Source organism: Microcoleus sp. FACHB-1515 (assembly GCF_014696105.1).
Classification (GTDB): domain Bacteria; phylum Cyanobacteriota; class Cyanobacteriia; order Elainellales; family Elainellaceae; genus JAAUTJ01.
On record NZ_JACJPO010000027.1, the window covers coordinates 118,380 to 139,252 of the forward strand.

At 55.1% G+C, this 20,873-nt stretch carries 19 protein-coding genes; 11 read left to right on the forward strand and 8 right to left on the reverse strand.

Going from position 1 to position 20,873, the window contains the following annotated elements:
* Positions 1-77: 77 nt before the first annotated feature.
* The 5 genes from nuoH (at position 78) to H6F67_RS09575 (ending at position 3,841) form a co-directional block, all read left to right on the forward strand.
* On the forward strand, positions 78-1,196 hold the full coding sequence (gene nuoH, locus H6F67_RS09555; RefSeq protein ID WP_190765685.1) for an NADH-quinone oxidoreductase subunit NuoH: 1,119 nt from the start codon (positions 78-80) through the stop codon (positions 1,194-1,196).
* A 66-nt stretch (positions 1,197-1,262) separates the two neighbouring features.
* Positions 1,263-1,850 (forward strand): NAD(P)H-quinone oxidoreductase subunit I, encoded by a 588-nt coding sequence (gene ndhI, locus H6F67_RS09560; RefSeq protein WP_199304335.1) that lies wholly within the window; start codon positions 1,263-1,265, stop codon positions 1,848-1,850.
* A gap of 86 nt (positions 1,851-1,936) precedes the next feature.
* Entirely contained in the window at positions 1,937-2,587 is a 651-nt protein-coding gene (locus tag H6F67_RS09565; RefSeq protein WP_190765689.1) for an NADH-quinone oxidoreductase subunit J, read from the forward strand.
* A gap of 23 nt (positions 2,588-2,610) precedes the next feature.
* Positions 2,611-2,916: an NADH-quinone oxidoreductase subunit NuoK gene (gene nuoK, locus H6F67_RS09570; RefSeq protein WP_190765691.1), complete on the forward strand. Its 306-nt coding sequence runs from the start codon at positions 2,611-2,613 to the stop codon at positions 2,914-2,916.
* Positions 2,917-2,920: 4 nt separating this feature from the next.
* Entirely contained in the window at positions 2,921-3,841 is a 921-nt protein-coding gene (locus tag H6F67_RS09575; RefSeq protein WP_190765698.1) for an NAD(+) kinase, read from the forward strand.
* Positions 3,842-3,905: 64 nt separating this feature from the next.
* Here H6F67_RS09575 and H6F67_RS09580 read toward each other — a convergent pair whose 3' ends face one another.
* Complete coding sequence (locus tag H6F67_RS09580) at positions 3,906-4,553, reverse strand: DUF1997 domain-containing protein (protein ID WP_190765700.1); 648 nt, start codon at positions 4,551-4,553, stop codon at positions 3,906-3,908.
* Positions 4,554-4,907: 354 nt separating this feature from the next.
* Between H6F67_RS09580 and H6F67_RS09585 the strand changes: the two genes are divergently transcribed.
* Both H6F67_RS09585 and H6F67_RS09590 read left to right on the forward strand, forming a co-directional pair.
* Positions 4,908-5,567: an SDR family oxidoreductase gene (locus H6F67_RS09585; RefSeq protein WP_190765702.1), complete on the forward strand. Its 660-nt coding sequence runs from the start codon at positions 4,908-4,910 to the stop codon at positions 5,565-5,567.
* Between the two features lie 153 nt (positions 5,568-5,720).
* Positions 5,721-7,757, forward strand: a complete 2,037-nt coding sequence (locus H6F67_RS09590) for a thioredoxin domain-containing protein (protein ID WP_190765703.1) — start codon at positions 5,721-5,723, stop codon at positions 7,755-7,757.
* 47 nt (positions 7,758-7,804) lie between these two features.
* On the opposite strand, the gene H6F67_RS09595 is transcribed toward H6F67_RS09590, so the two are convergent.
* Together H6F67_RS09595 and H6F67_RS09600 are read right to left on the reverse strand one after the other, a co-directional pair.
* Positions 7,805-8,290: an Hsp20/alpha crystallin family protein gene (locus H6F67_RS09595; RefSeq protein ID WP_190765705.1), complete on the reverse strand. Its 486-nt coding sequence runs from the start codon at positions 8,288-8,290 to the stop codon at positions 7,805-7,807.
* Positions 8,291-8,406: 116 nt separating this feature from the next.
* The gene (locus H6F67_RS09600) at positions 8,407-8,964 is read right to left on the reverse strand and encodes a DUF721 domain-containing protein (RefSeq protein ID WP_190765707.1); all 558 of its coding nucleotides are present in this window, start codon (positions 8,962-8,964) and stop codon (positions 8,407-8,409) included.
* Positions 8,965-9,177: 213 nt separating this feature from the next.
* Here H6F67_RS09600 and H6F67_RS09605 point away from each other — a divergent pair, with 213 nt between their 5' ends.
* Positions 9,178-10,626 carry a hypothetical protein gene (locus H6F67_RS09605; protein ID WP_190765710.1) on the forward strand — a complete coding sequence of 483 codons (1,449 nt, stop codon included), beginning with the start codon at positions 9,178-9,180 and terminating at the stop codon, positions 10,624-10,626.
* Between the two features lie 135 nt (positions 10,627-10,761).
* Here H6F67_RS09605 and H6F67_RS09610 read toward each other — a convergent pair whose 3' ends face one another.
* The gene (locus H6F67_RS09610; protein WP_190765712.1) at positions 10,762-11,220 is read right to left on the reverse strand and encodes an ERF family protein; all 459 of its coding nucleotides are present in this window, start codon (positions 11,218-11,220) and stop codon (positions 10,762-10,764) included.
* 101 nt (positions 11,221-11,321) lie between these two features.
* Positions 11,322-11,972: a ComF family protein gene (locus H6F67_RS09615; protein WP_190765713.1), complete on the reverse strand. Its 651-nt coding sequence runs from the start codon at positions 11,970-11,972 to the stop codon at positions 11,322-11,324.
* Between the two features lie 219 nt (positions 11,973-12,191).
* Between H6F67_RS09615 and infC the strand changes: the two genes are divergently transcribed.
* The gene (gene infC / locus H6F67_RS09620; RefSeq protein ID WP_190765715.1) at positions 12,192-12,719 is read left to right on the forward strand and encodes a translation initiation factor IF-3; all 528 of its coding nucleotides are present in this window, start codon (positions 12,192-12,194) and stop codon (positions 12,717-12,719) included.
* Between the two features lie 215 nt (positions 12,720-12,934).
* Positions 12,935-15,946: a HEAT repeat domain-containing protein gene (locus H6F67_RS09625; RefSeq protein WP_190765847.1), complete on the forward strand. Its 3,012-nt coding sequence runs from the start codon at positions 12,935-12,937 to the stop codon at positions 15,944-15,946.
* Positions 15,947-15,992: 46 nt separating this feature from the next.
* Here H6F67_RS09625 and H6F67_RS09630 read toward each other — a convergent pair whose 3' ends face one another.
* Positions 15,993-16,802, reverse strand: coding sequence for a carbon-nitrogen hydrolase family protein (locus tag H6F67_RS09630; RefSeq protein WP_190765717.1), 810 nt, complete (start codon positions 16,800-16,802; stop codon positions 15,993-15,995).
* Positions 16,803-17,394: 592 nt separating this feature from the next.
* Between H6F67_RS09630 and H6F67_RS09635 the strand changes: the two genes are divergently transcribed.
* Positions 17,395-17,928, forward strand: coding sequence for an FHA domain-containing protein (locus H6F67_RS09635; protein WP_190765719.1), 534 nt, complete (start codon positions 17,395-17,397; stop codon positions 17,926-17,928).
* A gap of 47 nt (positions 17,929-17,975) precedes the next feature.
* Here the strand turns inward: H6F67_RS09635 and H6F67_RS09640 are convergent, their stop codons facing one another.
* Both H6F67_RS09640 and H6F67_RS09645 read right to left on the reverse strand, forming a co-directional pair.
* Complete coding sequence (locus H6F67_RS09640; RefSeq protein ID WP_190765721.1) at positions 17,976-19,055, reverse strand: glycosyl transferase; 1,080 nt, start codon at positions 19,053-19,055, stop codon at positions 17,976-17,978.
* Between the two features lie 38 nt (positions 19,056-19,093).
* A complete protein-coding gene (locus H6F67_RS09645; protein ID WP_199304329.1) occupies positions 19,094-20,836 on the reverse strand; it encodes a serine/threonine-protein kinase in 1,743 nt (580 codons plus the stop codon).
* Positions 20,837-20,873 lie beyond the last annotated feature (37 nt).

The window sequence follows — 20,873 nt, forward strand, 5'->3', positions numbered from 1 at the left end:
TTGCGGATTGAGCTTGTAATTTGCCAAGGTTGCGATCGATCGCAACCGACCCGATAAATTCACTTGCAGCGGCAAACATGAACCCAGGAATTGATCTACAAGGAAGTTTTATCGAACTTTTAGTCAACTTTGGCCTGCCTGCCGAAGTCGCAAAAGTCATCTGGATGCCGATCCCGATGCTGCTGATGCTGATCGGCGCAACGGTCGGCGTTTTGGTCACAACCTGGCTAGAGCGCAAAATCTCAGCCGCCGCCCAGCAGCGGATCGGTCCTGAATTTGCTGGTCCCCAAGGTCTTTTGATTCCCGTTGCAGACGGTCTCAAGCTGCTGGTGAAGGAAGACATTATTCCGGCCTTGGCGGACAAGTGGCTGTTTACGATCGGTCCCATCCTCGTCACGATCCCGGTCTTCCTTTCGTACCTGATCGTGCCGTTCGGCCAAAATCTGCACATCACCAACATTAATATCGGCATCTTTTTGTGGATCGCTCTGTCGAGCATTGCCCCGATCGGTCTGCTGATGGCGGGCTATTCGTCCAACAACAAATATTCGCTGTTGGGCGGTTTGCGGGCGGCAGCGCAATCGATCAGCTATGAAATTCCGCTGGCCTTGGCGGTACTGGCGATCGTGATGATGTCCAACTCGCTCAGCACCGTCGATATTGTCGAGCAGCAGTCGGGTTTGGGAATTTTAAGCTGGAACATTTGGCGACAGCCGATCGGATTTTTGATCTTTTGGATCGCAGCCTTGGCCGAATGTGAACGCCTCCCCTTCGATTTGCCAGAAGCCGAAGAAGAACTCGTCGCTGGATATCAAACCGAATATTCGGGTATCAAGTTTGCGCTGTTCTACCTCAGTTCCTACGTCAACCTGGTACTGTCAGCGCTGTTCGTTTCCGTCCTTTACCTGGGCGGCTGGAATTTCATCGTTCCGGTCGAGTGGATTGCAAATGCGATCGGCGTCAGCGAAACAACTCCCTGGCTGCAAGTCATCACGGGCGCACTGGGCATCGTCATGACCCTCTTCAAAGCCTATCTGCTCGTCTTCCTGGCGATTCTGCTGCGCTGGACAGTGCCTCGTGTCCGGATTGACCAGCTTCTTGACTTGGGCTGGAAGTTTTTGCTTCCGGTTTCGCTGGTGAATTTGCTGCTGACGGCGGCACTCAAACTTAGCTTTCCGGCCTTTTTTGGCGGCTAATTGGTTCGATCGAACCTCACTTGTAGATTGCCTGGATTGCCCATTTAATTCTTTTTTCCAACCATGCTGAAATTTCTCAAGCAAGTCGGTGACTACACCAAAGAAGCAGTGCAGGCCGCCAAATATATCGGTCAAGGCTTGTCTGTCACCTTCGACCACATGCAGCGCCGCCCGATCACCGTTCAGTATCCCTACGAGAAACTGATTCCCTCCGAGCGCTTCCGGGGACGAATTCACTTTGAGTTTGACAAGTGCATCTCGTGCGAAGTGTGCGTCCGCGTTTGCCCGATCAACCTGCCTGTGGTCGATTGGGAATTCAACAAAGAAACCAAAAAGAAAAAGCTTAACCACTACAGCATCGACTTTGGGGTCTGCATTTTCTGCGGCAACTGCGTTGAATACTGCCCGACCAACTGTTTGTCGATGACTGAGGAGTATGAGCTTTCGACCTACGATCGCCACGAACTCAACTTCGATAACGTTGCCCTCGGTCGCCTGCCCTACAAGGTGACGGACGACCCGATGGTGACACCGCTGCGCGAACTCGCCTACCTACCCAAGGGCGAACTCTACCCGCATGATTTGCCTGCAAACTCGCGTCGCGCTGGCAAGCTGCCGGAAGAAATCCTCGAAGAACTCGAAAGCAGCAAGTAAGATTCAGTTCGATCGCGTCGGTCGGCTGGCGCGATCGTGTAGCGATCCTGGAATGGTATCGCCTCTCAACCCTACGGAGTCGGATCGTGAGTATTGCAGAAGTCGTACAGATTGTTTCGTTCGGCATTTTGGGCATCATGATGATCGGCGCAGCCTTGGGCGTCGTTTTGCTGGAAAACATCGTCTATTCCGCCTTTTTGCTGGGTGGCGTGTTCATCAGCATCGCAGGCTTATATATTCTGCTCAATGCCGGATTTGTTGCCGCTGCCCAAGTCTTGATCTATGTCGGCGCGGTCAACGTCTTGATCCTGTTTGGGATCATGCTCGTCAACAAGCGGCAAGAATTTCGTCCACTGAAGAATGCTTGGCTCGGCAAGGCCGCAACTGCGGCGGTGTGCGTTGGCCTGTTTGCCCTCCTCAGTACGATGGTGCTGGGAACGCCTTGGGCGCTCAGCAGTGAACCGATCGCAGGAGACCAAGCAATCAACGTGATCGGCCTGCACTTTTTCAGCGACTTTTTGCTGCCGTTTGAGCTAGCATCTGTCCTCTTGCTGATGGCTTTGGTAGGCGCAATCATCCTCGCCCGTCGCGAATTTCTGCCGGACGAAGCAGCGAGCGATGCCACCGTTCAACCTCCAGTCTTGACGCTGCAAGAACGCCCGCGTGAACTGGTGTCGGCTACTCCCGGAAGCCGCGATGCAACGATCGCCGACACGCCGCAAGAGCGCAACTCGTAATTCGTAATTAGGAAATTTTTGCGATGCAACTGCAATACTTTTTGCTTTTGGCTGCTGCTTTGTTCTGCATCGGTATCTATGGCTTGGTGACAAGCCGCAACGCGATTCGCGTGTTGATGTCGATCGAACTCCTGCTCAATGCCGTCAACATTAACCTGATGTCCTTCTCGAACTACCTCGACTCCGAAGGCATTCGTGGACAGGTGTTCACCGTGTTTGTAATTACGATAGCGGCGGCAGAAGCGGCGGTGGGACTGGCGATCGTCCTGTCTATCTACCGAAATCGCGGCACGGTTGATATGGAGCAGTTTAATCTGCTCAAGTGGTAGCGTTGTGCAGCTAAAGCAGGCGATCATCGTTCACAAGTCCGGCGATTCGCTCAGTCAGCGCTGGGCGGAACGCTGTGCCGACGAACTCGAAAAGCTTGGCTGTCGCGTCATGCTCGGTCCTAACGGGCCAAAAGACAATCCGTTTCCGGTCTTCCTTGCCTCTGCCGCTGACAAGATCGATCTGGCGATCGTCCTCGGCGGCGACGGCACTGCCCTTGCTGCCGCCCGCAATTTGTCTGCCGACAATATTCCCATCTTGGCCGTCAATGCTGGCGGCCATTTGGGTTTTTTGACGGAACCGCTCGACATCTTCAAGGAAACCGAACGAGTGTGGGATCGGTTGCTCAACGATCGCTTTGCCGTCCAGCGGCGAATGATGATGCAGGCGACCCTCTTTGAAGGCAACCGCACAAACCTGGAGCCGATGAGCGATCGCTTTCTCGCCCTCAACGAGATGTGCATCAAGCCTGCGAGTGCCGATCGCATGATCACCTCATTCTTGGAAATGGAGATCGACGGTGAAGTGGTCGATCAGTATCAGGGTGATGGCCTGATTGTCGCCACGCCGACTGGATCAACCTGCTACACTTTGGCGGCAAACGGCCCCATTTTGCATCCCGGCATGGACGCGATCATCGTCACGCCGATTTGTCCGTTGAGCTTGTCGAGTCGATCGATCGTCCTGCCTGCCGGATCGGTGGTGAGCATTTGGCCGCTGGCCGATCGCGACCTGACGACAAAACTCTGGATGGACGGCGTTCTTGCTACCTCAATCTGGCCGGGTCAGCGTGTCGATGTTCGCATGGCCGAGTGTGATGCCCACTTCATCATCCTGCGCGAAAATCATTCCTACTATCAAACCCTGCGCGAAAAGCTGCAATGGGCAGGCGCACTGGTTCACTACAACAACAATCACCGCAATTAAACGTTCAACCCTCAGCGAATGCACGGATATTCGCTAAGGGTTAAAGCTAAACATCAATCCGTACCTAGTGCCGTCCTTTTTTAGGCATCGGCAGACCGATCGAGGTATGAAAATCTTGCTGAACTTTGCGAGTTAGGCGGCGCGAGACTTCGCGGACAACTTGATTGAGGAGTCGATCGCCCGTCGATCGCACCAGCGACTTGGGCAGGGCGTGGATGAAGCGGGGAAAGTGAATGGCAACTTCGAGATTGAGTTCCCAATCGATTCGCGTCTGCTGCGGCTCACTTTCAGTGAACAGCATGGTTGCTTGAAAATCCACGCTGTAGCCTTGAAATTCGTAATTGGGAATGGAAATCGTTTGGATGTGGTAGATGCAGTGGTCTTGCGGCAGCAGTTCCAGACCGATTTTCGGCTCGACTTCATAGCCGAATGCACCGAACTGACCGATCGTCAGCGCATAGCCGTTTGTGCTGAGCGGTTCGACTGCCATCGGATGGGCACAGCGGGGAAACCAGTCACGATGGGCGTTCATGTATTCCAGCACCGTCGGCACGGAAGCGTTCATCTCCATGCAGTTGGCGTAGTAGCCGTGAAACAGCGTCGGTTCGCTGCTGGCCTCTTCGACTTCAGGCAGACCGTGAATCAAGCCAGAAGAAACTCGAACCGGATTCGGAGCTTCAAAGGATTGACGTTCGGCTGAATTTGCCTGCATAAATACTCTCCTGCGATCGTTCCGGGACTGGGGCGGGGTTTTGACCTGGCTTCAGGGGGTTGGGTCGCTTGGTCAGTCTAGCGTATGAGACTCGTTTATGCGGTAAGAATCTACCAGTTGAACCATAGACAGCAATCTTGTTCAGCATATCCTGTTAACTAGAAGGCGCACCTGTTTGATCTACGCAAAGATCGAAGGGTACGGATAGGGAGAGCGATCGATATCGCTTGATCTACGGAAGCGATCGCCATCGGGACATGACTTCACCCATTATCACCAGGTTTCCTGACTTGTCCCGCACTGATGGCGCTTCTTCATCCTTTTTTCACCCCTGATCTATTAAAAAGAGAGATTATGAAAGCATTTGTAGCAGGAGCTACGGGCGAAACAGGTCGGCGGATTGTGGCCGAACTGGTACGGCGAAACATTCCGGTGCGGGCACTGGTGCGATCGACCGAAAAAGCCGCGCAAATTCTTCCCGCCCAAACCGAATTGGTGACGGGCGATGTGCTGAACATTGATTCGATTCGGGCAGCGATCGGAGACTGTACTGTGCTGCTGTCGGCAACGGGCGCGGCTCCGAGCTTTGACCCGACCGGACCGTACAAGGTTGATTATGAAGGAACGAAAAATCTGATAGATGTTGCCAAGGAAAAGAACATCGAACAGTTTGTGATGGTGTCGTCGCTGTGCACGTCCAAGCTGCTGCACCCGCTGAACTTGTTTTTCCTAATTTTGGTGTGGAAAAAGCGAGCAGAGGAATATTTGCAGGCCAGCGGTGTTCCATATACAATCGTGCGTCCGGGCGGCTTGACGAACGAAGATGAGAATGCAGATTCGATCGTGATGTCGAGCGCAGATACGCTGTTTGATGGCCGAATTGCTCGCATCAAGGTGGCGCAGGTGTGCGTCGAAGCGCTGACCAATCCAACAGCGAAAAACAAAATCGTTGAAATTGTCGCCAAAGCCGAAGCGCCTAGCCGCGATTTTGCCGATCTCTTTGCGGGCGTTTAGCGGCATTGGTAGGGGCATGACATGTGCCCCTACGCGAAAATTGTGATTTCCCAGCGTTTGCTCAAACTGGCTTCGTTCCCAACCCACACGCGCTCCAGCCAGCCACGATAAACTCAAAAGCACAGTGCAGGCTCGATCGCCCCATCAGATGCTATGTCTAACCGTCTTGCTGCCGCTCAAAGTTTGTATTTGCGAAAGCACGCCGAAAATCCGATCGACTGGTGGGAATGGAGCGACGAAGCGATCGCCACTGCCCGCCGCGACAACAAGCCGATTTTTCTGTCGATCGGCTATTCAAGCTGTCACTGGTGCACGGTGATGGAGGGCGAAGCGTTCTCCGATCCCACGATCGCAGCGTTTATGAACGCGAATTTTCTGCCGATCAAGGTCGATCGCGAAGAAAGACCTGACCTGGACAGTATTTATATGCAAGCGCTGCAACTGCTGACCGGACAGGGCGGCTGGCCGCTAAACGTGTTTTTGTCTCCCGATGATCTCTTGCCTTTTTATGGCGGCACATACTTTCCGATTGACCCGCGCTACGGACGACCCGGATTTTTGCAGGTGCTAGAAGCGCTGTGTCGCTTTTTCCATGCCGAACGCGACAAGCTGCGATCGATTAAAGATGAAGTCATGTCTGCCTTGCAGGAAACGACGCAGGCACGAGAGGCGCGATCGATCGATGTCGATTTGCTCAAGCTCGGCCTTGAATACAGTGCAGGCATTCTCGCCGCTAAGGGAATGGGACCAAGCTTCCCAATGATTCCTCATGCGGCAGCAGCCCTAGCCGGAAGTCGATTTCGGTTCGATCGCTACGACGCAATGGCAGCCGCCAAACAGCGTGGACTCGATCTTGCCTTGGGCGGCATTTTCGACCATGTTGGTGGCGGCTTTCACCGCTACACGGTCGATGCTACCTGGACTGTGCCGCATTTTGAAAAGATGCTCTACGACAACGGCCAGATTGTTGAATTTCTGGCGAATCTGTGGAGCGCAGGCGTGCAGGAAGCGGCGATCGATCGCGCGATCGATCGCACGGTCGAATGGCTAGAGCGCGAAATGACCGCACCTGAAGGCTATTTCTACGCCGCGCAAGATGCCGACAGCTTCACCACGCCATCCGAGGCGGAACCCGAAGAAGGCGCATTCTATGTTTGGCGCTACGAAGAACTGCTCAACCTGCTCACGTCCGAAGAATTCAGCGAGCTGAGTGCCGCCTTTGCGATCGCGCCTGCGGGCAATTTTGAAGGTCAAATCGTTTTGCAGCGACGCGAATCCAATCAACTCTCACAGACCGCAGAAGCCGCGATCGCCAAACTGTTCGCCGTCCGCTATGGCGCGATCCCCGATCGCACCGTCATGCCCGCCCGCAACAACGAAGAAGCCAAAACCACAGCTTGGTCAGGGCGAATTCCACCCGTCACCGACACAAAAATGATTTTGGCGTGGAATAGCCTGATGATTTCAGGGCTGGCGCGATCGAGCGCTGTCTTGAACCGTCCGCACCATCTCGAACTCGCTAGCCGCGCTGCCGCCTTTTTGCTCGACAATCAATCGATCGATCGTCAACTGCATCGCCTCAACTACAACGGTCAAGCCAGCATCCTCGCTCAATCTGAAGACTACGCACTGTTCATCAAAGCCTTGCTCGACCTTGATCAGGCAGCGCTTGGTGAAGGCAAATGGCTTGAAAGCGCCGTTCAGCTTCAGCAGGAATTCGATGACCGACTCGGCAGCAGCGAAGGCGGCTATTTCAACACGATCGCCCGTTCCGATCTGGTTATCCGCGAACGCAGCACGGACGACAATGCCACGCCATCGGCAAACGGAATTGCGATCGCCAACTTGATTCGCCTCAGCTTGCGGACTGAAAATTTAGCCTATCTCGATGCCGCTGAGCGAGCACTTCGGGCATTCAGCGGCATCATGGGATCCGCACCGCAATCCTGCCCCGTCTTGTTCCTTGCGCTCGACTGGTATCTCTTTCCAATCTTGGTGCGATCGACGGGCGATCGAATCACGGAACTGCAACAGCACTATTTTCCCACTGCAACTTTTGCGATCGAGTCTGAGTTGCCTGCCGGAGCGATCGGATTGGTTTGCGAAGGATTAAGCTGTCAGGAACCCGCACAAAGCTGGGAACAGTTGCAGCAGCAGCTACAGCAAAGCCAAACGGTTCACAAATCCTAAAAAAAGGAGGGCTTGAAACCCTCCTTGACAATCAGATTATTGAACGATTAGTTGTGAGCGGCTTGCTCTTGAGCGGCGATTTCTGGTGTGCTGTTGCTGTGGCTCAGTTCAGCCAAATTTAGCTTCACAACGGTGTTGCGAGCTTCGGTCACTTTCGGCAGCGTCAGGGTCAAAATGCCGTCTTTGTAATCCGCTTTGACCTGATCGTTAATGACCGCAACAGGCAGCGTAATCACGCGCTGGAATTTGCCATAGCGAAATTCGCTGTTCAGCAAATTGTTTTCAGACTGCGACGCTTGACGATATTCACCAACGATCGCAACCGCTTCACGGCTGACTTGAATATCGATATCTTTGGCATCTAAACCTGGAAGTTGTGCCCGCAGTTCGATCGCATCTCCCATGTCGCGCAGTTCGATCGCAGGCGACCAAGCAGACTCATTGGTTGCAAAACTTAGCTCATCAAACACGCGATCAAATTGGCGACGTAGCGTTTCCATTTCGCGCAAGGGTTGCCAGTAACGAACTAACATTTTGTTCACCTCTTATTCGATGAATGGTTCACTCTTTCGAGATGATTTAATCATGTCGCAAATTTGCGATCGCTTCGGTCAGGAGAACTCGACTGCGGTAGTAGAGTTTTCCCAACTCACCACTGTTTCACAACGCAGTGGGTACACATTGACCAGCGCTGAAGTTCGCCCGCAGGCGTTGGACAATCGCACACAGGACAAAGCGGCAAGTGCTGCGATCGCGTCTGCATGGCAATCGCCCAATGCTGAAAAGCAATTGTTGGTGTTTGGTTGGCGGAAGTAGATTCGATACTGTTCTGGTGCGCGATCGGCTCGGTTGCTTCGACTCGGCAGGGATGCATCTGAAACAGCAGAGCGGTTGGAGTGGCGATCGCAGGTTGTTCGGTTTGCCACTGGCGGGGCGAAAAGCGAATATCAACGAGCGCCGTTGCCAGTTGCGCGTTGAGGCGATCGAGGATGCGGACGCGCTCAAAGGCCAAGGTTTGCGACCAGACCGTGTTGGAAGTTGCCACCTGAAGCACCTGCCGCTGAATTGCGATCGGGCGCGTCTGCGTAGCAATTGTCGCGCCCACCACCTCACTCCAAACGGTTGTGAGCCGCTGAAACTGCTGGCGCTCTTGCCAAGCGGATTGTTCAAGCAGGTTCAAGACATGGTGAAGCGATCGAAGCGCCATGAGCAAAAGTACTAGCGATTTGGGTTGTCCAATAGTATAAGGAGCATTGGCTGGCAAATCCAAGCAGATTTAGTGTAGATTTGGATGCAATTTGCCAAAGCAGTGCTATTCTTGGCGATCTCACAGAGTTCAATTTTGTGGCGATCGCGATCCAGCTAGTCGCGTCGCTGGAAGTCAGTTCACTTCGCATTCCGCTTGCCAGGAGAATTGTTTATGCGCCGAGCTTCAGTTCAAGCTGCCCTGTCACCCAGTTTGCATCCCGCTTTGCAAGCCGCACTCAGCAGTCTAGATGTGCAGCTTGAAGCTGAACTGACGCGCTATCGTCGCCAGCGTCATCTTCAGCGTCGTCGCCAGCACGATGCCAAACCGATGAGCATGATTGCAGTGCAGGCCGTTGGCGGCAGAACGCAGCCGCAAGTTCCGCCTGCACCCGCACCGGAGGCCGACCCTTGGCAAACTGAACCGTCTGCCCCGCTAGCCGTGCAAGGAGCGATCGCCGCTGCCCAACCGCCGATCGCACCCCAACCGTCTGCTGAACCTGCGGCTGACTTTGGGCGTGCGATCGCCTTCAATTCAATTCCTGAGCCGATCACGGTATTGCAGCCAGATGATCCTGCTGACGAATCAGAACCGGACGACTATCTCGCCTCTTCGGAAGAACTGTTGCGGAGTTTGGCCGAGGAAGAAGCTGATTTGCGCCGTCAACGACAATCGAAAGGCCGCGATCGCATCTTGACACCGCTGGGAATCGGATCGCTCCTGCTGATGCTGCTTTCTAGCGCCACGCTGGGCTATTTGGTTTTGAATCCCGGTACGCTGCAAAGCTGGAATCTAGCTCGCTTCTGGAATCGATCGCCTGCACCGGAAGCAACCACACCGATCGAATCGCCTGTTGCGATCGAAGGCGGCGAAGCCATCGAACCCTCCGTTGCGCCATCGCCCGACCTTTCCAGCCAAGAATTTCACGATCTCAACCTGGATACACTCAGTACGCTGCCGATGTCGCCTTCGCCCGCTCCACTGCCGACTGCAACGGCGATCGCTCCGTCTCCCAGCGTTGCGGCTTCTCCTAGTCTTCCAGTTCCGGCAAGTCCGGCTCAACCCGCTCGTCCGAGGGCAAGTGTGGCTCCCAGCCCAGTTGCGCCAGCGGTGACGGTTCCACGCCGAACGGTGCCAACTGCGCCACCTGCCCAGCGCAATTCAACGACGCGATCGACTCCGGCTGCGCGTCCAGCTCCCACTCGTCCAACGGTGCGAGCAGCTCAGCCGACTCGTCCGGCGCAAGCGCGTCCGGCTCCACGTCCGGCTCAGGCGCGTCCTGCCGCACGTTCAGTTCGGCCTGCTCAGCAAGCAGCACGTCCGGCTGCGCCCCGTCGATCGCCTGCCGCACGTCCGGCTCCCCGCCCTGCCGCACCCGCAGCTAGCAGGCCTGCCACACGCCCAAGCACTCCGCCGCGCTACGTGGTCGTGAGTCCGTATAGTGGCGATCGCAGCCTAGAACAAGCTCAGCGCGTAGTTGGTGATGCTTACGTGCGGAATTTGCCGAATGGGGCGCAGGTGCAGTATGGCGCGTTTAGCGATGGCGATCGCGCCAGAGAACTCAGCCAGCAGCTTCAGCAGCAGGGCATTTCGGCGCAGGTGATTGAAGCGGGCGGCAACTAAAGCAGCGATCGCAGGTTTCGCCACTCTCACGCCAAAACAACGTTACGGTCTAGCAAAATTGCTCAAGACCGTAACGCTGAAATTGAATGGTTGGTGAGCGGAGGAAGCGGAAAAGGCGATCGACGTGAATCTTAATTAAGCTTGAGCGGGCGATCGCTTGCGGGCTTCCCATTCAGCTTTCGTGATCGTGCCTCTGCCATTGGCGGCGGCGGGCTTTGGGGTCGGCGTGTGGGCGGCGTTGCCGTCGTCGTCTTCGTCCGCTGTCACGGAAAGAATAGCACAGAGCGCATAGCGGCGACCGTAGGTGATGGCGGCTCCGAGCTTTTGCGGGTCGTCCGTTTGCGGCAGCGGATAGTGGCCGCTGATTGACTGGCCGGATTCGTGGTAGAGCGAGGTTTTGAGGACGGTTTGATCGCCGTTGACTTCCGTCGTTTGCACGATCGTCAGGCCGTTCTGACGCAGGGCAGGTTCGACGGCTTCCAGAACAGCATCGAGCGTGGCGTATTTATTTTTCAAAAAGGGGTTGACTTTATCTTTGCGAATCGGCTGAAATTCGCTGCGTGCTCTAATCAAGGCGGAAATGAGTTCGTTCATGCGACTTCGCCTGTAGTTCATAGGTACTATTATAGCGCGATCGATTTCCGTTTAGGGTGCGCCAAACCGTCATCGCTAGTCGAATCGACCGCCCTCAAATGTCAACGTTTGGCGGTTCGGGACAACGCGATCACACCCCGAACCCGAATGCCCTGCTGCTGCAAACAACTCGCGGCAGCGTTTACCGTTGCGCCCGTTGTGTAGATGTCGTCAAGCAGCAACACGCCTGCCGATCGCTGCCGAAAAGCAGAATTGACGGCAAACGCATTTGCTAAATTTTGAGCGCGATCGATCGCCCCTAGCTTGAACTGCGCCTCGGTCGATCGAATGCGCCAAAGTGCATCCGAAGCCAGAGGTAATCGAGTTGCCTGACAAAACGACTCGGCCAGTAGAGTTGCCTGATTGTAGCCGCGCTGCTTTTGTTTGGCGGCATGAAGGGGAATGGGCACGATCGCACAGGCTGGAATCTGCATCGTTTGTTGCCAAGCTTCGCCGAGCCAGAGGCCAAGCGGCTGAGCAATTTGCGGCTGGCCGTTGTATTTGAGCGCGGCGATCGATCGCTTCAGCGTTCCTTCATACTTGCCCCATGCAAAAATCGGCAAATCGCCCTGCCAATCTGCGGCAGGACGATCGAACTGGCAGGCATGGAGTTGGCGATCGCAGTCGCGGCAGAAGAATCGGGGGCTGGGTCGATCGCACAGCGGGCAGGTAGGCGCAATCAGCAGTGAAGAAAGCGATTTCCAAAGGTTCATGATGGCGTAGAATTGCTACCGATCGAAGGTGACAGCAGGCCGTGCAATGTCGCTAAAATGTCAGTACACAAATCTATAGTTCCACTGCCAGTGATGCGGCTTAACATGGTGCTATAGCAACTGGTTTGACCGAAAAACATTTGTGTTCGTGTAAACTGTGTCCCTGTACTTCGCTTCGATTGTCCTTTCACCCCACAAACTGACAACTTGAAATCGCCAATGGCTCTGATCAAACAAAATCGCGATTTACCAACCATTAATGAACGGATTCGGTTTCCCAAAATTCGAGTAATTGATAGCGACGGTGCACAGCTTGGCATTATGGTTCCCCGTGATGCGCTGCGGCTGGCCGAAGAAAAAGAACTTGACTTGGTACTCGTGAGCGACAAGGCAGACCCGCCCGTCTGCCGGATCATGGACTACGGCAAATTCAAGTTTGAGCAAGAAAAGAAAGCCCGCGAAGCCCGCAAAAAGCAGCACACTTCTGACGTGAAAGAAGTGAAGATGCGCTACAAGATTGAAGACCACGACTATCAGGTGCGCGTCAATCAGGCCGAGCGCTTCCTCAAATCCGGCGACAAAGTGAAAGCAACCGTGATGTTTCGCGGTCGCGAAATTCAGCACAGCGACTTGGCCGAAACGCTGCTGAAGCGCTTGGCAACCGATCTGCAAGAATTCGCGGAAGTGCAGCAAGCCCCCAAGCGTGAAGGCCGCAACATGATGATGCTGCTGTCTCCGAAAAAGTAGTTTTCTTGGTTTCATTTTTCAACCCAGAAGCGCAAAACTTCTGGGTTATTTTATTTTTGGCGATCGCTTCTTCCACGCCTTGGGGCATGTTGAAATCACAGGAAGCATCTCAATTCATAAACCTGCCATTAATTTCGCCGAAAAGTTCGCCGCGATCGACACAAAAGCATGGTTAGATTGTAGGCAATTCGCGAATGGCGGCAGCAGGAGCCAGCATGAGTGACGGTTGGATAGTAGCCCTTCAAAAAAATTTATGGAGCCGCAAAATTCTTCAAGTGGTCAACATTCGACCCGAAGAAGTCGAGCGAACGATTTTGCTGTTTGCTTTTTACACTGCAACTTCGATCGGCGTTTTGTGGCTCGAAATTAGCGCGGCAGCATTGTTTTTAGGCGAATACGGTGCAGAATCGCTGCCCTGGATCTACATTGCCAGCGCAGGGATCGGAACAGGTTTAGGCTTTTTCTATTCTTTGCTGCAAAAGCTGCTGCCCTTACGCCGCGTCCTCGTTTTGACTGCCGTACTGATGGCGTTGCCGCTGCTGCTGTTTCGGCTAGAAATTAGTCCGGCTCTGCTTGGTGGCTATAGCGTTTTTCTAATGCGGCTGTGGCTCGAAGCGGTCTACGTGCTCAACGAACTCAACACCTCGATCACCGCCAATCAGCTTTTTAACATTCGCGAAATTAAGCGCACCTATCCGATTATTAGCAGCGGTATTTTGGTGGCGGACGTGCTGAGCGGCGTTTCCCTGCCAATTTTGCGATCGATCATCGGTTTGGAAAATATCATCTTGCTCGCCAGCCTCATGCTTTTGGTGGGCGCAGGCATTTTGGCCTACATCAGCCAGACCTACCAGCAGTTTTTCCCCGATTCGCGCCGCCGCCTGCTCGAAGATCCACCGGAGTCTGCGGCTCGTCGGCTGCGTGGTCCGCTTCAGCGCTACGTGATTTTGCTGGTGGCGTTTTTTGTCATGGTGCAGGTGCTCTGGCTGCTAATTGACTTTCAGTATCTCAGCCAGCTTGAAGCTAGCTTGAATGTTCGCGTCGAAGACATTGCCGACTTTCTGGCGCTTTTTAGCAGCATTTTGGGACTGTTTGAACTGCTGACGCAGTGGTTTATTTCGAGTCGGGCGATCGAGCGCTTAGGCGTCTTCATCGTTGCCACGATTCCGCCTGCTCTAATTGTCGCCGTCAGCTTCCTCAGCCTCACTCGCCTCATCGATCTATTTCTGGGACTGATTCTGCTCAAGTTTCTTGATGAGCTATTGCGCTACACGCTGCTGGCAAGCACTGGCCCGGTTCTGTTCCAGCCTGTGCCCGACGATCAGCGCAGTCGCGTTCAGTCGATCGTGCGCGGCATTGCCGAACCGCTTTCAACCGGATTGACCGGACTGGGAATGCTGGCGACAATTTGGCTGTGTCAGTATCTCTTGCCTGCTGGCACGCAAGCGCAACTGCACCGCATTCAAAGCTTTGTCTTCGTCGGCTATATCGGGTTGTTTGCGGCGATCTGGCTGGGAACCGTGCTGATGCTGCGATCGCGCTACACTGGATTGCTCGTTCTGAGTGCCGAACGGGGCGATCTAAGCTTGGCCGATGTGGATCCGCGATCGCTGCGTCGTGCCGTCCTCGATACGCTGGAGCGACCGGGAGCCGAAGCTGACAAAGCATCGAGCATTGAACTGTTGAGCTTTTTGGATGCCAAAGCGGTCGGAGATGTGCTTGCGCCGATGCTGCCCAACCTGACGCCCACCTTGCAGCGACAGGCACTCGAAGAAATGCTGAAGCACCCCAATTCGATCTATCTCGATCGCGTCCGGGCACTGCTTTCCCAACCGCTCACCCCCGAAGTTTTCGCCCTTGCCCTCCGCTACGTTTGGCTGACGGATGCCGATCCGGATCTCACGCCGCTGCAAGGATACCTTCAGCCCACTGTTGATCCGGCTGTGCGCGGAACGGCGGCTTCTTTGCTGCTTCGGCGCGGCGATGCTCAGCAAAAAGCGATCGCCACTGACACCCTGCGGCGAATGCTGACGCACGATCGCGAACGCGAACGGGTGATGGGCTGTCGGGCGTTGGGTGAAGCGCAATACTTGCAGGCGTTGCGGCTCTACATCAAACCATTGCTGCAAGATTCTTCGCTGCGGGTGCGCTGCGCGATGCTGGAAGCGATCGCCGCTACTCATTCCGAGGAATACTATCCCTCCCTGCTGCGCGGCTTGCAGTACAAATCCACGCGAGACGCAGCGCTACACGCCTTGGTGCGGCTCGATAATGATGCGATCCCGCTGCTGGTCAAACTGGCTGAAGATCCGTATCAGCCTGAGCTGGTGCGTACCTATGCGCTGACGGCAATGGGGCAGATTGGCAGCGTCGAAGCGCTCAACGCCCTAGTTTCCCAATTAATGACCGCATGGGGATCAACACGCCGCAACATTCTTCGCATCCTGGTTAAGCTGCCGCAGGAAACTGGAATCGATGCGGTTTCTGATATCCTCGGTCGCAACGGAGTTGAGTCGCTGATTCAGCAAGAAATTTTGTTTGTCGGTCAACTGTATGCCGCGATCGTTGATTTCGACATTGAAGACGGCAATCGCGAAGTTGCTTTGCTTGTCAGGGCTTTGCGCGATCAGCAAACCGACTCGATCGAACGCCTTTTCCTGCTGATGCGACTGCTCTACCATCCCAACAGCGCGATTCAAGCTGCCGCCTTCAACTTAGAGTCCAACTCGCCCGACTTCATGGCGCGAGGCTTGGAAATTCTCGACAACACGATCGACATCGCCAGCAAGCGCACGCTCCTGGTGCTGCTCGATCGCCGCTCGGATCGCGACAAGCTGCAAAGCATCAGCGAGGCGATCGGCTATCAGGCCATGTCGCCCAGTCAGCGCCTCCGGCATCTGCTTGAACTGCGCTACTTCCTTTCCGATTGGACATTGGCCTGCTGCTTCCATCTCGCCCGCCGCTATCGCTGGAGTTTGACCACCGAGCAAACCTTGGCCGGACTGCGCCACCCGACCGGATTTGTGCGCGAATCGGTTTTGACCTATCTAAAAGTAGCTTCGCCGCGATCGCTCATCGACCTGCTGCCGCGCCTGAAGGCCGATCCCGATCGCATCGTCAGTGCTCAAGTCGAAACGCTGATGGCCGAATTCAACTTGGCCGTTGATCTGAGCCGCAACAACGGCCACCGCAGCAATGGTGCAGGCTATAAGAACGTTCCGACTTGAGGGCAGAAGGCAAGGCTCGAAAGCCGCTCCTTGCCTTCTGCCCTGCTCAAAACACGCGATGCTGAAGCGAAGGCATTTGCCGCCGCACCTGTTCTAAGCGTCCGGGTTCGATCGCGGCGATCGCCACTCCCGGCTGCTCTCCTGCATCGGCCAAAATCACGCCCCAAGGATCGATAATAACGGCGTGGCCGTGTGACTGCCGCATTGAGTTGTGGCGTCCGGTTTGGGCAGGCGCGATCACATAGCAGGTGTTTTCGATCGCCCGTGCCTGCAACAGCACTTGCCAGTGGTCTTTGCCTGTGTAGGCGGTGAATGCAGCGGGAACAAACAGCACTTCGGCTCCCATCTGCGCCAAATGCCGATAGAGTTCGGGAAAGCGCACGTCATAGCAAACTGACAGCCCCAGATGTCCCAGTTCTTTTGAGGGATGGACAGGCGGCAGTTGCAGTCCGGCCACAACGCTGCTGGACTCGCGATACATATTGCCGTCGGGCAAATTCACGTCAAACAGATGCACTTTTTCGTAGCGAGCGAGTTCTTCGCCGCTTTTGCCAACCAGCAAGGCCGTATTGTGAACTTTGCCATCGCGGGCAGGAACGGGAAACCCGCCGCCCAGCAGCGTTACCTGATGACGCTGCGCCATTGTTTTGAGAAATTTTTCGCTCTCTTGGGCGATCGCTTCGGCCTGAGCAATTTTGCTGTCCTCGTCGCCCAAAAAGGAAAAGTTTTCCGGCAGGCACACCAGTTCTGCACCTCGTCGCACCGCCAAATCAATTAAATCTTCCGCTTGGGCAAGATTTTTGTGAAGGTCAGGAATGCTGTTCATTTGAACGGCAGCGGCAAGATAAGACTTCATGGCAGGCAACAAATGACAAAAAGAATAGAACGAAACCTATCTTTAATTTTCTCTGAAATCGGCGCAGGCTGACGCAGCTTCTCTATCTCAAGGAGGAGAAGAATCACAAATTTGGAGACGATCGCCGCTTCTGAACTCAAAAATGGGTTGTGTCAGCCGCTGCATTACAATCTTTAGCGAAAGTTATGTTTTTGTTGTTTTCCGTAAAGCTCAGGTGAACTTGCCCATTTGCTACTTTGCGAACGGCTCGTTCTTCCGATTTAATCTTGGGAATCAAGATAAGTTCAATGACCTTCCAGTGACGCGAACAGAACGTTCAGCATTCTTGATACCGATTGCATCTTGTCGTTGCTTTCTTGGTGCATTGATTTGGCGTCACTTGGTTTGGCGCTCGATCGCCCGACTCAACTACCGCAAATGCGAGTTGCTTCAAGCAACTAACCTCTCAGCTTCAATCCGCCGATAGATGGACTATGGCGATCGAGGCGAGCAACGTCGAGGGTTGCATCTTCGCTGACTGAGCCAGGCAAGTCGCGCCTGATGTTCCTTACTTCTATCGAACCCATCTTGATTTGTACAGATGCCAGTTGATATGCCTCATTCCAATTCCTCTAGAATTTCTGACAATCCGCTCAGCCTTCTAGAGCAATCGCGGTTGTCCAACTTTCTTGCGGACTACGATCTTGATCCAGAAGAAGTGACAACGCTCGTTGAACCTGTTTTGCGAGCCAAACAGCGCTGCCAAACGAGTTCTTTTTATATCCAAGCGGTCACAACAGGCCGCATTTCGTTTCTTGCCTCAAATCTGAGTGGCGTGCGCGACATGCAGATGACCGAGGCCGCTTCGCACTGGCTGATTGGTCGGAGTCCAAACTGCGCGATCGCCATTGCCAATCCACAACTTTCGCGCCGCCATGCGGTAATTGGCTACTCGTCCGAAAGCTTCTACATCACCGATGTCGGCAGCAGAAACGGAACTTGGGTCAACAAGCGCAGGCTGAGCGCAATGGAGCGGCAACCGCTGCAAGATGGCGATGTCATCCGCTTGGGCAGTTTGCCCGTCGAGTTCTTCGCCTTGACGCGCGATCGCAACTGCGAAATCGGCACAGACATTACCTGCTACTAAACTGTTGGCGCTTGGCGGATTCGACCATCGATTGCTTAACAGTTCGCTTAAGCGTGCAAATAGTTCACGATCGCTGCGGCAATGGTGCGATTGCCGTCAGTCGCGATCGGCAAGTTGGACTGGGGCGGCAGTAGCGCTTCTGGCAAAAAGCTCCAGTTGCCCTCAAAAAATTCCGCAGGTTCAACGATGCGATGCCGAGCATAAGTGCGAATGCCGTCGATCAGCAGCGCAGCCTCGGCAAAATCCGATCGCGTGATCGACACAATTCCGGTTTTTTGGCGGCAAGCCTCGGCAAACGTGCTGAATCCCGGTTTAGAGACGACGCGATCGCACAGCGGCATCAAGTCCACAGGCCGATAGCGGGAATCGGTAATCTTGACGAGGTGAGGCAGATCCGGAGCCGATCGATCGAACGTCATAAACTGCCAGTCGGGGAAGTTCGCCAGATTGTGATAGGGAATTGCAGCAAGTCCCAAGCCGCCAAACGTCAGCAGTGCGGTTTGTTCGATCGGACGATTCAGACCAAAGCGCGATCGCACTTCATCCAGCGGAAAGCGGGGCGAACCTCCGGTCAAACCAACATCGGTAATCTGCGGAAAAGCGCTCATCGACTCGTGGAACGGCAACCGGAATAAGCGATCGCACTGCCCAAAGCATTCGGCAATCCAGTCAGCGATCTCCACAAACTCACCGCCCCAAGCGCGATAGATATAGTCCCAGCCGAAATTACTCACCATCCAGCAGGGCAAATCGGCAGCGTGAGCGATCGGAGCAGCCAGCGGTGGAATATCTGCCAAGACGAGTCCGACGCGATTTTGCCGCAGGAAAGTAGCTTCGGAAGCGACGATCGATCGCGCCTGCGATCGAATGTGCTTGAGCTTGTCGAGCGTGGCGGCTTTATCCATTGTGATGCTGTCGGTTTGTAGAATGCCGACATCAAAAGCGCGGGGTCGATGAATGAAATCGCCAGAAATGTAGGATTCTAGCAGCCAGCGCGGAGCCGTCGTTGCCATCATCACGAGAATATCTGGATCGAGCCGCTGCACTTCGGCCACGATCGAGGCAGTCCGAGTTGCATGTCCAAAGCCATGATTGGTCACGGCAGTATAGAGAATTGGTTGCGGCATGGTGTAGAGCGATCAAGCTTTTACGTGAGTCCAATCGGCTAGTGCAAATCTTCATCCCACACGGCCATGTAGATGCGATCGCGATTGTTACGCTCGATCGTGCCTTCGATGCCTCTGCTGGCAAAGCCAAATCGGTTCGCCTGGCGATCGCGCACTCGATCGAGTCCCTGCTCAATGTCGGTACTGAGTCTGCCGCCCATCATGCCGTTGAGCGTGACGCGCATAATGTTTCGATCGACCGACTGCGCGAATGAAGCTTCGGTTTGGCGGACGCGATTTGTGGTGCGATCGTACAGGTAGGCCAGCGTCACCTGTCCGGGTACAAGGTCGTAAAGTGCCGATCGCGTGTTCGGCCACAGTCCGCCACCTGTGCGACTCGGTTCTCCCAGCGACGACTCCACTTCGCTTTCCGGTGTGCCTGTGGGAAATCCGGGGATAGGCTTATTGACTGGACTTTCCGGCTTGGGAGCTTCGGGTTCGGGCGGCTCAGGTTCAACCGGAGACGGCGATTCTTGAACGGGTGGCGGGCTAGGTTCTGGCTCAGGGGTTGCTTCGGGGGTTGCCTCGGGACTGGGTGTCTCAGTCGCTTCGGGCGTGGGCGTTGCGTCGGGAGTTTCGGTCGCTTCGGGGCTGGGTGACGAGTCAACAGTCGGCGTTTCGGTCGGTGCGGTTTCTTCGGGCGTGAGTTGCGGATCGGGCGATCGCAACATCACAGCGGCGATCGCGGCAGCAGCAATTCCAGCGATCGCCACCAGTCCCAAAATTCCCAGCGTTCGCCAAGGCGTTGCAGCGGTCGCAGGCGGAATGGTTGCCACTTTGCGCGGCGGAGCGGCGACGGGCGTGGTTGCTTCGGGCTGATGACGCGAGGGAGCAGGCTGCTTGGGGGCGCGGGGCGCGACGGCAACGGTTGCCGCCGTCGCTGGAGGAGCCGTTATCTGAGCAGGCGGCAGCGTTTGAAAGTCAGGAGCCGTTGCGCCATCTGGCAGCAGCAGCAGCCATTCAGCGATCGACTGCGGGCGATATTTGGCCTCAACAGCCATACCGCGCATCACGGCTTGATTCGTTGCCGCACTCAGTTCCGGGCGCAGATCGCGAGGGGCGGGCATCGGTTGACGACTGCGGAGAATCGAGGCGACGGGAACTTGAGCCGTCAGCAGCGTGTAGAGCGTGGCCGCTAAGCCGTAAACGTCGGTGGCGGGTGTGCGTTTTTCCTGGGAAACGTACTGCTCGATCGGCGCATATCCCACTGACACGAGGCTGGTGTGTGCCTGCGTCACGCCCGACGTGAATTCGCGAGCGATGCCAAAGTCGATCAAAACCACTTCATCAGTTCCATTGCGGCGCATGACGTTTTGCGGCTTCACGTCGCGATGGAGCAGACCGTTTTGATGAACGACTTGCAGGGCAGAACCGATTTGCCGAATGTAGTGAATGGCGATCGCTTCCGGCAGTGGCTTATCGGGCAGGACGATCGCCTCCAGGGTTTCACCGGGAATGTAGTCCATCACCAGATAGGGCAAATTGCCTTCGGTGAAGAAATCGCTGACGCGCACGATGTTGGGATGCACACACAAGGCGAGGCGGCGGGCTTCATCGCGAAACCAGCGCTCGATGTCGGCATATTGCGGGCTGCGCTGGCTGGCCTCGTTAATCGTTTTGATCACGACGGGCTGATTGAGATACTGGTGCATGGCTTTGTAGGTCACACCAAAGCCACCTTCGCCCAAAAGCTGATCCAGGGTGTATTTTCCGTTTTGCAGCGTCGTCCCAACTAACATCATGGCTAATCGATCGCGTCTTCCACACCTTACTGCGTCT